Annotated in this window: 13 protein-coding genes; 6 read left to right on the top strand and 7 right to left on the bottom strand. The window is 46.3% G+C overall.

The features are described 5' to 3' along the window. Positions 1-238 precede the first annotated feature (238 nt). Positions 239-1,141: a hypothetical protein gene (locus QUA00_RS15620; RefSeq protein WP_333410172.1), complete on the top strand. Its 903-nt coding sequence runs from the start codon at positions 239-241 to the stop codon at positions 1,139-1,141. Between the two features lie 255 nt (positions 1,142-1,396). After that, complete coding sequence (locus QUA00_RS15615) at positions 1,397-2,338, top strand: glutathione S-transferase family protein (protein WP_333410196.1); 942 nt, start codon at positions 1,397-1,399, stop codon at positions 2,336-2,338. A gap of 192 nt (positions 2,339-2,530) precedes the next feature. On the opposite strand, the gene QUA00_RS15610 is transcribed toward QUA00_RS15615, so the two are convergent. From QUA00_RS15610 to thyD, 3 genes are all read right to left on the bottom strand, one after another. After that, positions 2,531-4,834, bottom strand: a complete 2,304-nt coding sequence (locus tag QUA00_RS15610) for a WD40 repeat domain-containing protein (protein ID WP_333410171.1) — start codon at positions 4,832-4,834, stop codon at positions 2,531-2,533. 125 nt (positions 4,835-4,959) lie between these two features. Next, the gene (locus QUA00_RS15605; RefSeq protein WP_333410170.1) at positions 4,960-5,703 is read right to left on the bottom strand and encodes a hypothetical protein; all 744 of its coding nucleotides are present in this window, start codon (positions 5,701-5,703) and stop codon (positions 4,960-4,962) included. Between the two features lie 260 nt (positions 5,704-5,963). Further along, on the bottom strand, positions 5,964-6,890 hold the full coding sequence (gene thyD, locus QUA00_RS15600; RefSeq protein WP_333410169.1) for a thylakoid membrane protein ThyD: 927 nt from the start codon (positions 6,888-6,890) through the stop codon (positions 5,964-5,966). 148 nt (positions 6,891-7,038) lie between these two features. On the opposite strand from thyD, the gene QUA00_RS15595 reads away from it, so the two are divergent. Further along, positions 7,039-8,673, top strand: coding sequence for a DUF3352 domain-containing protein (locus tag QUA00_RS15595; protein WP_333410168.1), 1,635 nt, complete (start codon positions 7,039-7,041; stop codon positions 8,671-8,673). Positions 8,674-8,845: 172 nt separating this feature from the next. Here the strand turns inward: QUA00_RS15595 and QUA00_RS15590 are convergent, their stop codons facing one another. The 3 genes from QUA00_RS15590 to QUA00_RS15580 form a co-directional block, all read right to left on the bottom strand. Continuing rightward, positions 8,846-9,043, bottom strand: a complete 198-nt coding sequence (locus tag QUA00_RS15590; protein ID WP_332984883.1) for a hypothetical protein — start codon at positions 9,041-9,043, stop codon at positions 8,846-8,848. Between the two features lie 192 nt (positions 9,044-9,235). Continuing rightward, positions 9,236-9,652 (bottom strand): tetratricopeptide repeat protein, encoded by a 417-nt coding sequence (locus QUA00_RS15585; protein WP_242716671.1) that lies wholly within the window; start codon positions 9,650-9,652, stop codon positions 9,236-9,238. 125 nt (positions 9,653-9,777) lie between these two features. Then, complete coding sequence (locus QUA00_RS15580; RefSeq protein ID WP_006632680.1) at positions 9,778-10,131, bottom strand: HesB/IscA family protein; 354 nt, start codon at positions 10,129-10,131, stop codon at positions 9,778-9,780. Positions 10,132-10,721: 590 nt separating this feature from the next. Here QUA00_RS15580 and QUA00_RS15575 point away from each other — a divergent pair. Continuing rightward, positions 10,722-12,374 carry a DUF6930 domain-containing protein gene (locus QUA00_RS15575; protein ID WP_333410167.1) on the top strand — a complete coding sequence of 551 codons (1,653 nt, stop codon included), beginning with the start codon at positions 10,722-10,724 and terminating at the stop codon, positions 12,372-12,374. 2 nt (positions 12,375-12,376) lie between these two features. Here QUA00_RS15575 and QUA00_RS15570 read toward each other — a convergent pair whose 3' ends face one another. Then, a complete protein-coding gene (locus QUA00_RS15570) occupies positions 12,377-12,538 on the bottom strand; it encodes a hypothetical protein (RefSeq protein WP_333410166.1) in 162 nt (53 codons plus the stop codon). Positions 12,539-12,566: 28 nt separating this feature from the next. Between QUA00_RS15570 and QUA00_RS15565 the strand changes: the two genes are divergently transcribed. Next, positions 12,567-12,821, top strand: a complete 255-nt coding sequence (locus QUA00_RS15565; protein ID WP_333102672.1) for a hypothetical protein — start codon at positions 12,567-12,569, stop codon at positions 12,819-12,821. Further along, entirely contained in the window at positions 12,811-13,077 is a 267-nt protein-coding gene (locus QUA00_RS15560; protein ID WP_333410165.1) for a type II toxin-antitoxin system PemK/MazF family toxin, read from the top strand. The genes QUA00_RS15565 and QUA00_RS15560 overlap by 11 nt, the downstream gene beginning before the upstream one ends. Positions 13,078-13,134 lie beyond the last annotated feature (57 nt).

Raw genomic sequence — 13,134 nt, 5'->3', positions numbered from 1 at the left:
GTGAAATGCAAATGTTTTGTGGTAAAGACTTTTTTTTATGAACCGCAGAGGGCACAGAGAACGCAGAGTTAGAGAAGAGAGAAAAGCTCAGAGGATTGCAAAACTGGATATTGTCGTGTAATATTTATTTGTGCTTACCTACTTAGTTCTGGGAAATTTATCTGGAATCTGGAATCGGATTTCCCGAAGTTGGAGTAATTGGAAGAACACTTTAAATCGGGCTATTCAGGAGTTTGTGATGAGCAAATCTATTGTGGAATTGGTTGACAATTTGCCGTCGGGTGGCGTCACTGTGATGATGCTCAAATCCCTCGATTTTGTGGTTCCGGGGGAGTGGAACAATCTCACGGGTTTTGATAATACTATTGAAGCGGTGACAGGGGAAACAAAGCGCAAATTAGTTGAGAAAATTCGCGATCGCGCGATCGAGCTTTACGCTAACCCCAACGAGCCATATCAAGGCGTAGTCAGGCTTTACCAGTTAGCAGACAGCGCCGACAGTGCGTTAGGTGCAACGGCTATGGCGAATAAAATCGGCGAAAACATCGGCTTTCTTTCCTTTCTCAACCGCCTCACTCCCAAAGCTGACACAACTCAAACGATCGACTTGTGCGTCAAAGTAGCGATCGAGCTAATAGCCTACTGCAAACTTAACAATATTTCCCTTAACAATGTGGGAAGCTTTGGTAATTATTTGTCTCATTACAAAGGCGAATCTATGATGCGGATGGCTGCTTTAGTGTGTGCTGACGGTTTAATTCCCCTTGGCCCGGACTTCATTAGAGTAGCACAAAATACCATAGGCGGATTGAATCCTTCAACCTTGCAGCAAAACTCAACATTCCAAAATATCAGCAATCTAATTCCCGGCGCTAATAATGCAGCAAAATTTGGATTTGTGACAACTACTTTCGCTTCAGCCCAAGGTTGGATGAACAATTTAGTACAGTCTCGCGGCTTAACTCCCGCTATAGTTTTAGGCAATCTCAAGCAATACATTGATGTTACCGATGACAAATTGGATTATGTCGCCGCGTTTTTAGACATGACTACCAATTATTACGAACATACGGGAATTCAGACGGTTGCTCGCCGATTGATCGATCGAGCTTATGGCGAAATAGCCTCTGGCAGATACTAGAAAACTCGTTCTCAGGTGAGGGAAAACAGCGAACAGCGAGGCAGAGCCTCTAAATATGCGTTCCCAGGCAGAGCCTGGGGACGAGGGAAACCATTGCTTACTTTGCCTTCTTCCTTCTTCCTTCTTCCTTCTTCCTTCGGCTGTGAGTTAAAATAAGCAGATTATGTTTAGCAAACCTCTTTTAATCGCATTGTGAAAAACAAATCGCTTCCTTCATCGGTAACAGTCAAGCTAGGCAAATTTGTCTGGACATCAATGTGGCAATTAATGATGTCAAAACTAGCGCCGCCCGATCGCACCGGAGCATATATTCGCCCCAGCAGCAGTTTCCGCAACTTTGTCAGCACTGCACCAGACAACCCTCACGGGCCCGCTGCGGGACGGTATCGCCTCTTCGTGGGTAAAGGGTGCCCTTGGGCCCACCGCACTCTGGTAACGAGGGCGCTCAAAGGGCTTGAAGATGCGATATCGGTGTCTATTGTCTATCCCTCTGAAGGGGGAATGTGGGTGATGGAGTCGGAGACTTTTGGCTGCAACACGATGCCGGAACTTTACCAGTTGGCTTTACCGGGCTATCAGGGGCGGTGTACGGTGCCGGTGCTGTGGGATGAGTCGAAAAGGACGATCGTCAATAACGAGAGTTCGGAAATTATTGTGATGCTAAACTCGGAGTTTAACGAGTTTGCTAGCAATCCTCAAATGGATCTTTATCCTCTGGATTTGCGATCGCAAATTGACGAGTGGAATGAGAAGATTTACCAATCGGTGAATAACGGCGTTTATCGCTGCGGTTTCGCGCAATCTCAAGCTGCTTATGACTCGGCTTGCAGTGAATTGTTTGCTGTTTTAGACGAGATCGATCGATCGCTCTTGAGGAGTCGTTATCTTTGTGGCGATCGGGTGACTTTAGCAGACGTGCGGCTTTTTACTACTCTATTCCGTTTTGATGCAGTTTACTACAGCTTGTTCAAATGCAATCTGCGCCGCATTGAAGATTACGAGCATTTGGGAGCCTATCTGCGCGATTTGTACCAGTTACCGGGAGTTGCTGGCACTTGCGATTTGGAGGCTGTGAAGCGCGATTATTACGGCAATTTGTTCCCGCTGAATCCCGGCTGCATTATCCCCGCTGGGCCCGATCCGGCGAGTTTGCTCAAAGCTCACGATCGCGCCGGGCTCAGAAACCGGGTTTCTTAACAAAATCGGGCGTGAAGATGCCAGAATAATCGCAGAAACCCGGTTTCTTGGCTGAGGCTGAGGCGCGATCGCGTGGGGACTCAGAAACCGGGTTTCTTATCCAAATCTTCGGTAGGATGCCAAAATTATCGCAGAAACCCGGTTTCTTTCTAGGAAAAATTATCAGAGAAACCCAGTTTCTAAGTTTCTGAGTCACTCCACCCGCCAAATCTTAATCGTACCGCCACTACTACCACTGACAAGCGTCTGCCCATCCGGGCTGATGGCTAGGGACTTAACCGATCCAGAATGCTCGGTGAGGGTGCGAAGTTCCTGCCCCATACTAAAGTGCCAAATCTTAATTGTGTTGTCATCACTGCCACTGACAAGGGTGTGTCCATCCGGGCTGATGACAACGGAATTAACCGAGTCAGAATGCCCGGTGAGGGTGCGAAGTTCCCGCCCCGTACTCAACTCCCAAATCTGAATCGTGTCGTCATTACTCCCACTGACAAGGGTGTGTCCATCCGGGCTGATGGCGACGGAATTAACATAGCTAGAATGCCCTTTAAGGGTGCGAAGTTCCCGCCCCGTACTCAACTCCCAAATCTTGATCGTTTTGTCAGCACTGCCACTGACAAGGGTATGTCCATCCGGGCTGATGGCGAGGTAATGAATCCTACTAGAATGCCCACTGAGGGTGCGAAGTTCCTGCCCCGTACTAAACTGCCAAATCTTAATTGTTTTGTCACCACTGCCACTGACAAGGGTGTGTCCATCCGGGCTGATGGCGACGGAATTAACCGACCCAGAATGCCCGGTGAGGGTGCGAAGTTCCCGCCCCGTATTCAACTGACAAATCTTAATCGTGTTGTCACCCCATATCAAAAATTTACCAGTACCACTGACAAAGGTCTGCCCATCCGGGCTGATGGGGACTGGATTAACCGTGCCAGAATGCCCTGTGAGGGTGTGGACAACTAAGGCATTTTCTAGCCTGTTGTTGGGTTTGACTTCTAGTTGGCGTTGGCGTTCTGCTTCTTTTTTGCGCCTGATATCCACCAAAATCATCTGTTCGCAATAACTTTCCCCGACCGCAGCAAAACACCCAGTCACCTTTTCCACATATTCACTATCCGCCACCGTCAAAGTCGATTTAAACACCTCCAATAAATTATCCAAATTCAACAAACCCGGTTTCTCTTCAGAAACCCCATTTCTCAGCTTCAACCAAGCTTTAATCGAAAACTCAACCTGCTTTTTCGCCCAAGATTTATTCGACAAACCACTCAAACTCAACGCCAAATCCAAAAACAAATAAGGGATCGCATTAGGGCGTTCCCCCTCAATAGACTGATAGAGACTTTGATAACTGGAAACAATCTCACCCACCAGCATTTCCTTCAAACTATCGCTCGGCATTTTTTCCAGTAATCCCGGCAAAAGTTCAGGCAACTTCGGACGCACATCCCCATGATAAAAATGGTATCTGTCCGCCATCAAACCCACTAAAATACAGTGGCAAATCCCTAAAGACTTCGCCAATTCCCGAACGCACTTGTCTTCGTTAACACGGTACTTATAATCATGTTCTTTACGAAGACCTCGCTCTGCTTCCTCTTGTTCCAAGATTAATAGATTGACTTCATCATCCCCACCACTGCTCTTAATCTCCTCCATACTTGTTTTTTTATCTAACAGTATTATGCGTAAATTGCTCCACTCCCTAGCATATTTCTGAGCGATGGGATACAAAACCTCTTTCCAAGGGATAGTTAGCACCTTTTCATAGTAAGGAACTTCTTGCATCATATCCCAAGCCGCGAGGAAAATATTGAGTGAATTCCCATCAACCTTAGACTCTAAAACTACAGTGGGAACAGATTTGAGAACGTGATGCAAAGTATCGATCGCAGTTTTGCCATGAAAAGATTTACTTTTCCAATCCGCTCCTTGATATCTTACAGGTCTTTCCTGATTAGTGAGTGGGTAATGTTTGCAAAAATCTCGTATTTCATCAATCAATCGGTCTTCAATTAGATCAAATCCCTGAGCCGCATTAGGGAATTTTTCAAAATGCAACGCAGGCGGCGAAATCACCACTAATAGAGGAATTTGTTTCATATTTTCCTGATAGCTTTTGTAAGCATCTAAAATTACTCGTGCGGGAGTTTTTAGAGGAAAATTTTCTCTAATTTCCTTATCATCAGCTAAAGTTAAAGCTGTTAGCAATTGAGCGCGAGATAAAATTAGGTGAGTTTCGCGGCGATACTGTTCTAATTTTTCTTCATGTTGGAATCGTCTAGCTAACTGTTCTCGTTCAGAATCGAGGCGTTTTTGCAGTCGCACATCCTCACAATATTGTCGATAGGCTTCCATTTCCTCGCTATGTTCTTGACGCACTAATTCTATCATACTTAAGAATTGTTGCCTTCTATTTTCTATTTCAAGTTGCGTCATCGCCACCATTATCTGGGGAATTGCTGTTACTATTCTCTGGGCTAAAATCATATCCATAATCATTTCGCCTGATGTGAATTTGTGTTAATAGAAACCTGAATCCTCGAAGAAACCGGGTTTCTAGTTAATGACCTCATTCTTCTTTTGCAAACCTTTAGAAACCCGGTTTCTCAGATTTCTAGTTAACTAAGACTACAAGTATTAAAAATTAAGGTTGCGGCAGCCCAACGAGCAGTTCCTCCTGTAGCAAATAGCTTATCATCAGTTGTATAAGCTTTCCCAGAAGGAGTGACATAACCAATTTTATGCCCATCAACATCATACACATTCATATTTGCACCTAAACGCCCGATACAATGACCGTCGCGATAAAATTTGTGTCCATCTACAGTCCCCGCTTGACCCCTAGCATAAGCATTCCAAAAAACTATATCGCCAACAAACTTAACTGAATTATCATCATCTTTAGTAATCACCCCTGAATTTGTAGATGAACTTTTTGCCGAAAAGTCAACAACATTTTCGGAGTAATTATCGGATGAAAAACTATCCTGATAATGGTTGCGATCGGTCTGCGATATAGTTGAATGAGACACTAAACCTTGGGGATGACTTTCTGAATAAAGATCCGTTTTGATCTCAGCCAAACTCTCTCGATATGCAGCATCCAAAGCACCAGCCGGAGTCATTAATGAATGGTGGGAATGATCGACCCCATCTAAAGCACCGACATGGTTTAAATCATGCGGATGGTGAACCTCCCCCAAATTCAAGTGAAGGTGAGATAAATCAAGGGGATCTGAGGGGTGATGGTTGCTGTTGTGGTGCGAGTCTGAACTATGCGAGTCAGAACTTAAAGATTGTATAAAGTCATCCAGGGGAGAATGACTACCACTCTGGGATGCGTCGTCAAAGGGGTTATTCATGGGCTGGTCTCAAAAGAGAGAAATATAGTTTTTATTTTAACAAGGTTATCTGTTTTTCGCCCGTCTTTGGTGCGATCGCGTGGGGTTCAGAAACCGGGTTTCTTACCCAAATCTTCGGTAGGATGCAAAAATCATCGCAGAAACCCGGTTTCTTGGATGGTTGGCCGGGCCTCAGAAACCGGGTTTCTTCACCAAATCGGGCGTGAAGATGCCAAAATTATCGCAGAAACCCGGTTTCTTGGACAACGAGGCTTCGACTTCTAACTTCCCGATAAAATATCTTCGAGTGCTAATTTCAGCGTTGGATATTGATATTGAAAACCACTAGCTAAAGTTTGTTTCGGCAACACTTTCTGCCCTTCCAAAACAACTTTTGCCCCGTCTCCCAAAAGCATTTCTAAAGCAAAACCTGGCACTGGCAACCAAGAAGGCCGCTGCAAAACTTCCCCTAAAGTTTGGCACAATTCATTCATCCGCACCGGATTCGGTGCTGTCGCATTCAAAACGCCTTCAACTTGCGAATTTTGTAAAGCGTACAAAATTAAATCAACCACATCCTCGCGATGAACCCAAGAAAACCACTGTTTCCCAGTGCCCAGGGGGCCGCCTGCAAATAGTTTAAAAGGTGGCAGCATTTTTGCCAACGCGCCTCCCATTCCCAAAACTATGCCCAGCCGCAAAATTGCTAGCCGCGTTCCCGCATTTTTTGCAGGTTGGGCTGCTGCTTCCCAGTCTTTGCAAACTGCTGCTAAAAAATCGTTTCCCGCAGGGCTAGTTTCGTCAAACTCAGCGGTTTCGCTGGTTCCGTAATAGCCGATCGCCGATGCGCTAACAAACACCGATGGTCTAGGATTAGCATTGACGATCGCCTCGACCAATTTTGCCGTCGTCAGTGTGCGACTGTCCAGAATTGCTTGCTGGCGTGCCTCCGTCCACCTTTCCTCCGCAATCGGAACCCCTGCTAAATTGACAACAGCATCGCAGCCCGCGATCGACTTTTGCCAATCACCAGACTCCGCTGGAGTGTAGGCGACAACTTCCAAATTCGGATAAGCTGAAGCCGGAAAAACTCGGCTAGCCTTCGCCGCATCCCTGCTCAAAACCACAACTTGATGTCCCGCAGCTTGCAGCTTCTCCACCAGCCGGCTACCTACAAATCCTGTTGCTCCCGCGATCGCTACTTTCATCTTTTACCAATAATGCACAGTTCTAGCAGTTTAGACGATCGTCCAAACTTGTCTTTGATTATACAAAACGAGAGAGCCGACCCGATCGCCTCCCCACAAGCTTTCTGTATTTTGATTAAACTGATATGGGACGCGAGGAACACAAACCATGCCTGCAAAAAAATCAAAGCTTCTAATTGCTGCCTCCATCGCCGCAGCAGGTAGCGCTGCGGTCTACTTTTACTTCCAGGGTTTGAGCCAAAAAGTATCCAACCCTCAAGACAGCGCCAAAGTTGTACCCGACGAAGCAATGATGGCCGCCTTCATCTCCCCCAATCCCCAAGCGCTATCACAGTTACAGCGATTTGGCACGTCTGGGGCTCAAAAGTTGGTCGGTCAGGGTTTGAAGACCTTTCAAGAACAAAGCTTGGCAGGCACTCAAATCGACTTTGACAGGGACTTAAAACCTTGGTTAGGGGGGGTCATGGTCGCTTTCCTGCCCCCTGATGCTGTGACGAATACAGAGCCTCCAAAACTGCTGGTTGTAGTCAGCGTCAAAAATAAAATTAGCGCTTGGAATTTTGCGAATAAATTAAAATCTCAGCCCGGTGCAACTACTCAAGAAACCGAGTATAAAGGAGTTAAAATTTATGAGATTGCAGAGCCAACTGGCAAGCGCTACAGTGTGGCTTTGCTGAACGACCAATTAGTGATGGCTCCTTTGAAAAAGCCTGTGGAATTGGCGATCGATACTTTTAAAGGAGAACCCTCCCTCGCTACGCAGCAGAGTACAACTAAGTTTTTTGCAGAGAGTGCTGGTGTCAAGAATCCGATCGCAACTGTTTATATTGCTGACTATCCTGCTGCAATTGAGCAATTGAAAGCTAATTTGCCCACAGATATCCCGTTGCCTTGGACAATGCTTTCGCAGTTCAAACAAGTTAAGTCTTTGGTTGCGGGAATTGGGGCGGATAGTGCGGGATTGAGGGTAAAAACTATCGCTCAGTTAGACCCTAAATTCGTCCAGCAAAATCCACAAGTCCCATCGAAATTGTTACCCAGATTTCCGGGTGAAACTCTTGCTTTAGTCGGCGGCAAGGGACTAGATCAAATTTGGTCGCAAGCGACAGCCCAGGCAAAAGATAGCCCGGAAGTTGACAGGGGAGTTCAGCAGGTGAGGGATAGTTTTAAGCGCTTGGATCTGGATGCCGATCGTGATGTTTTTGGTTGGATGAATGGGGAATTTGCGATCGGGGCGATCGGTTCCAATCAAGGTATTTTGTCTCAGTTGGGCATGGGGGCGGCGATGATTTTTGAAACGAGCGATCGCCCTGCTGCAGAAGCAACTCTGAAAAAACTCGATGCGATCGCCAAAAGCAATCCTACAGTCAGTGTCGCCCCCAGACAAGTTCAAGGCAAAGAAGTTACGGAGTGGCAAATACCCCAGCAAGGCACTTTATTCGGGCACGGTTGGCTGAATGAAAATTCTGTGTTTGTAGCTTTCGGCGGGCCTTTAGTTGATGTGATTACTTCGACGCCACCGCAACCGTTAAGCAGCAGTCGGAGTTTTCAGGCGATCGCCACTTCTTTACCGCAAGTCAACCAAGGTTACTTTTACATAGATATGGAAAAAACCATGTCTTGGGCTAACCAATATTTGCTCGCAGTACAGCCAAATTTAGTTTCACCGCCCGTCGCTGAATTGCTCAATTCTCTCCGGGGAGTTAGCGTAGCCACAGCTTCTACGCAACCGACAACTGCTGAGTTGGAGATGCTTTTTGCCTTGAAATCTAACAACAATTAGGGAATTGGTAATCGGTAATTTGTAATCGGTAATTTTTCCTTCTATCCTTCTATCCCTTAAATCCCGATTCACTGCGCGTTGCCGGACTTTTTCCTGACAAAAAAAAGATGCTGCCCTCAATGGAGGGCAGCTACTCAAATAAAGCATCTTAAAGTCTCTCAAAACTTCAGAATTAACCTTCAGACATTCCCGATTTATTCGGCAATTGCAAATCATCCGGGTCTACGTAGTGACAAACTGCTTTGTCCATGCAAATTAATGCCCAACCGGACTTATCAATGCTCATCAGCTTGTAAGACGCTGGCTGAATAAAGAAACCTTTGTGATTGCGGGTTGCTGGCTTGATGTTAACGTGGCTTTCAGTGCTCATAGTCTTACAACTCCTGGTACTAATTAACTAAGCTGGTATTCCGTCGGACTTTGTGAATCGTCTAAGTTTTCAAATACTAGCACTGACTTCCTGAGTTTTCCATAAAGTTATTTATTGATTTATTACGATATCGTAATAAACCGCAAAGCCGATTTCCTCGATCCCCGCCCCAAAATCGACTTGTTTGCGCCGTTACGGCTCCAGAAGCCACTGTTTAACGCGGGCGAGACTCTTCCAGTCCGGTTTTCTGTTTAATCCTTCTTCAAAATTTTTTTTAACTTCGTCGAGCAACTCTTCGGAAGCCATCAGTAATTGCTGAGCCACTTCTACGTGGGGGCGCACTCCTTTTTCTTTAAGATCGAGGATCGCTACTGCTAGGTTGATGCGAGCTTGGGGGTCATGAGGGTTCAATTTAACGGCTGTTTTCGCTGCTTTTTGAGCCGGTGCAGGTTTATTTTCCAACAGGTAAAGCCACGCGAGGCTAGCCCAGGCATTGCCATTTTTAGGAGCTTTCTCGCACACTTCTTTAAACACGGGGATCAGATTAGCCGGGGCTTCGCCAGCTTGGTAGCGATCGAAACCGTCTTTAAACAATTCTTCAGGGGTCATTCGATTTTAGATTTTAGATTTTAGATTTTAGATTGGAAAGAGCATTGGGTGCGGGACGCAGCAATGCAGTCCGAGGCATTCTCAGCAATTAGCAATTACCAATCCCCAATGCCCTATTTTCCAATTTATGTAGAAAATGAACTGCCACAGCCGCAAGTTTGAGTGGCGTTGGGGTTAGTAAACTGAAAACCGCCCCCGATCATAGCATCGCTGAAGTCGAGAACCAAACCGTAGAGATAAAGAATGCTCTTGCGATCGCAAACTACCTGAAAACCATCGTAGTCGAACACTTCATCGTCGGATTTGACAGTGCTGGGATCTGCGAAATCCATCACGTAGGACATTCCAGAGCATCCGCCCTGGCGCACCCCTACCCGCAAGCAGAGGTCTTTACCTTGTTTCTCTCTCAGAGCTAAAACTTGACGGACAGCAGAGTCCGTCATTTGAATGCCGCGCTTTTCAGAAATGGCTTGAGTCATCAGAAATATGGGTTAGAAACCCCGTCCTTTTAGGACGGCTTTACATTGAGTTAAAACTTTTGTGGGGTGGAGGGGTATGGTTGCCCCTCCGGCGAGGTATGGTTGCCTCAATCTCATGAAGGAGTAAAGTTAGCACGCGCCTTTGTTTAGTGAGCTTGTTAGGCCCAAAGCACTGTAAAGCGTGACCTTAGAACTGTTTAACTCTCAACGACAGAGCAAGGAACTAGCTACGCATCAAGCGGGTGTCGTGACTCGAAAAACGTAGTCAGTTAAGACTTAGGCCCGTCAGAACGGCTTGTTAGATTTCTCCTTCAAGCCTCATGCCTTTAGGCTGAGGTTCCTGACAATTTGCCGAACTCCTGAGATTGTCTAATGCTAAGAGTGTAATCTTATCCCTCCATTGTACAGGCATTCGCCAGAAGGCATAAGGTTAGATGCTGAAGGCCGAATTTTTAGCTTCTAATTTTTAATTCCCGTGGGGCCTCGTTCCCCAGCTTGATGTCCTCTCCCCCTATAGGGTTTATGATTGATAAGCAGCGGTTGACCGGCTACCGGCACCGCAACAATGCTTCACCCAACGGGCTTACTCTATGGCAGCGCTGAATCGCTCTACTCTTCGTCGGCTACAAAACTTACCTCAAATTCCCAGCGTGTGGGAGGGCGATCGCCGACCCTTATCTAATGCTGACTCACACATGATGCTAGATGACGACGACGTTCTAGAAGCTGGTGGCGAGTGCATTCTCTGGGTCGATGGCTCTGAAGGAGTCGTGAGGGCTATGGACATGGTAGGCCCAGATGCCGGCCCAGAGGCGCTCGTCCGGGCCCTGCTACGGGCAATGGAACATCCCCAAAGTCCGGCTCCCGCAGTCCGCCCCCAAAAAATCGTAGTCAAAAACCGAGAAATTCAATTTTATCTGCGGGGCGTACTTCAAGATTTAGGCATTTCCATTGACTACGTGCCGGAATTGCCCTTAATTGACGAAATATTTCGAGGCATGGAAGAGGTCGCCATCAACAGACCTCCTGAGTTGCCCCCTCAGTATGCTGAAGTTTTAATGGAAAAAGCTGCTCAAATTTGGCAAGATGCTCCGTGGCGGACTTTGAGCGAACACCAAATTATATCCATTGAAATCAATCAGTGGGATGTCGCCAGCCTCTACGTGTCCGTATTGGGGCAAGGCAGAATGGATTACGGAGTTTTACTTTACCGTTCTCTAGAATCCTTGAAACGGTTTCGAGAACGAGTCGTCAACGATGAATCTTTTGAAGATTTAGAACAGGCTTTTTTAGGGCAAGACTGTTTGTTTGTTACCTTTGAAAGTGCAGCAGAGCTTGATGAGGACGACGACGACGACGAAATTGATTTAGCCGATTTGCCTCCATCGGAAATTGAACCAAATTTCGGCAACCTACATCCTTTAGAAGGATTGCGATCGATTCTTTACGAAGAAGAAGCCCTCACGATGTTAGTTGCTCTCGAAGCATTTCATCGCTTTTTCCGCAACGGCCGCCGGAAATTGGGCTCAGACACTTTTCCCACTCTTAGCAGCCGCTACCGCATCCCTGTGCCGCAGCCTGACGGAGAACTTCAACAGGTATCCGTTAAAGTTTCCACGATGCCCGATGTATCAGACGAATTATTAGAGATGCTCGGTGATGACGATGATGACGATGATGACGATGATGATGAATTTGACAAGCCACTGCTGCGGGACGATTTGGTGCCGCAAAATTCATTTTTGAGTCTCGGCGCCGTACCTTGGGAAACGGTAGATTTCCTGCGCGAAAGTGTCCAGTTTCACCAAGCTGCAGAAATTGATATTAATACCGCCGGAGATGGTTTGCCGGTGGTGATGATCCAAACTTCTCATCCGAAGGCAAAAACTATGATTCAGGATTTGAAAGAAGCTGGAGGTGTGAAGGGGATTGGTTTTAATCCGGGCGAAAATCCTTTTCAGGATGAGCAATACGACTTGGGTATTTTGCAAACTAAAAATGGGGATTTGTATTTATTTGGGGAGTTTAATGAAGACGATCCGGTGCATCAGGAAGCTCGCAAGAAGTGGGATCGCCGCTGTAAATTAACCAACGGTTGGTGCGGTTTGATTATTGCTAAAGGGTTGATGGGTGCTTCTCGCGGTCAGCCTCAGTTTAAGGATATGATCGCTTTGCTTGAGGTGCGCTGGGTGTCTGCTAAAGACTTGGGAATTGGGCCACTTCAGTTGATGCCGATGTTTTGAAGTTAGTTGACTGTTGACTGTTGACTGTTGACTGTTGGCTGTTGACTGTTGACTGTTGACTGTTGGCTGTTGACTGTTGACTGTTGACTGTTGACTGTTGACTGTTGACTGTTGTGAGAAGGAAGAGGTAAAAGTAATATGTAAGGTGCGCCCCAGCGCACCATAGTTTTTAAATTATCAAGGAAAATGATTATGTCAAATTCTACTCAAAAGCGAGAAGTGTTAGTCGCCCTTGATGCTGAATTCGCGGAGAAAATAGACCAACTTACTGATAATTGGACGGAGGCGATCGAACAAGCTCTCCGTCTCTGGTACGCTAAGCAAATAGAAGATAAGTTGCGGAAGTTTTATCAAAACCGCAGCCCAGAAGATATTGAGGAGGAAAAAGAGTGGTTTAATTTTGTAGAGGAACAGATAGAAGAAACATGGAGCAGCGATGGACTCTAACTCAACCGGAAAAACTTATCCTCGCCAAGGTGAGATTTATCTTTCAAGGGCTTTGCGTCAGTTAGGAGATACCAAAAAAAGACCTGTAGTTGTGGTTTCTCCCGATATCCGCAACGAGTTTACTGATTCTGTCATTGTTGTTCCTTTCACAAGTAATCTTGCAGGAGTAGAAAATCCTACTCGTGTCTTGATTCCTGCGGGTGAGGGAGGATTGCAAGCTGATTCTCTAGCTGTATGTAAGGAACCCCACGCTTAAAAGCGGGGGCTTTTGGGAAGTCCGGCTCGATCGCCAGCGGTTCAAGAAGAAAGCTCG

Source organism: Microcoleus sp. T2B6, assembly GCF_036700475.1.
Classification (GTDB): domain Bacteria; phylum Cyanobacteriota; class Cyanobacteriia; order Cyanobacteriales; family Microcoleaceae; genus Microcoleus.
Note: the sequence above shows the minus strand (reverse complement) of the source record. Positions and strands in the feature narration are given on the sequence as shown.

Excerpts from the sequence above, each read along its gene's own strand:
- QUA00_RS15620 (WP_333410172.1), top strand. The coding sequence starts at position 239 with ATGAGCAAATCTATTGTGGAATTGGTTGACAATTTGCCGTCGGGTGGC.
- QUA00_RS15615 (WP_333410196.1), top strand. The coding sequence starts at position 1,397 with ATGTGGCAATTAATGATGTCAAAACTAGCGCCGCCCGATCGCACCGGA.
- QUA00_RS15610 (WP_333410171.1), bottom strand. The coding sequence starts at position 4,834 with ATGGATATGATTTTAGCCCAGAGAATAGTAACAGCAATTCCCCAGATA.
- QUA00_RS15605 (WP_333410170.1), bottom strand. The coding sequence starts at position 5,703 with ATGAATAACCCCTTTGACGACGCATCCCAGAGTGGTAGTCATTCTCCC.
- thyD (WP_333410169.1), bottom strand. The coding sequence starts at position 6,890 with ATGAAAGTAGCGATCGCGGGAGCAACAGGATTTGTAGGTAGCCGGCTG.
- QUA00_RS15595 (WP_333410168.1), top strand. The coding sequence starts at position 7,039 with ATGCCTGCAAAAAAATCAAAGCTTCTAATTGCTGCCTCCATCGCCGCA.
- QUA00_RS15590 (WP_332984883.1), bottom strand. The coding sequence starts at position 9,043 with ATGAGCACTGAAAGCCACGTTAACATCAAGCCAGCAACCCGCAATCAC.
- QUA00_RS15585 (WP_242716671.1), bottom strand. The coding sequence starts at position 9,652 with ATGACCCCTGAAGAATTGTTTAAAGACGGTTTCGATCGCTACCAAGCT.
- QUA00_RS15580 (WP_006632680.1), bottom strand. The coding sequence starts at position 10,131 with ATGACTCAAGCCATTTCTGAAAAGCGCGGCATTCAAATGACGGACTCT.
- QUA00_RS15575 (WP_333410167.1), top strand. The coding sequence starts at position 10,722 with ATGGCAGCGCTGAATCGCTCTACTCTTCGTCGGCTACAAAACTTACCT.
- QUA00_RS15570 (WP_333410166.1), bottom strand. The coding sequence starts at position 12,538 with ATGGTGCGCTGGGGCGCACCTTACATATTACTTTTACCTCTTCCTTCT.
- QUA00_RS15565 (WP_333102672.1), top strand. The coding sequence starts at position 12,567 with ATGTCAAATTCTACTCAAAAGCGAGAAGTGTTAGTCGCCCTTGATGCT.
- QUA00_RS15560 (WP_333410165.1), top strand. The coding sequence starts at position 12,811 with ATGGACTCTAACTCAACCGGAAAAACTTATCCTCGCCAAGGTGAGATT.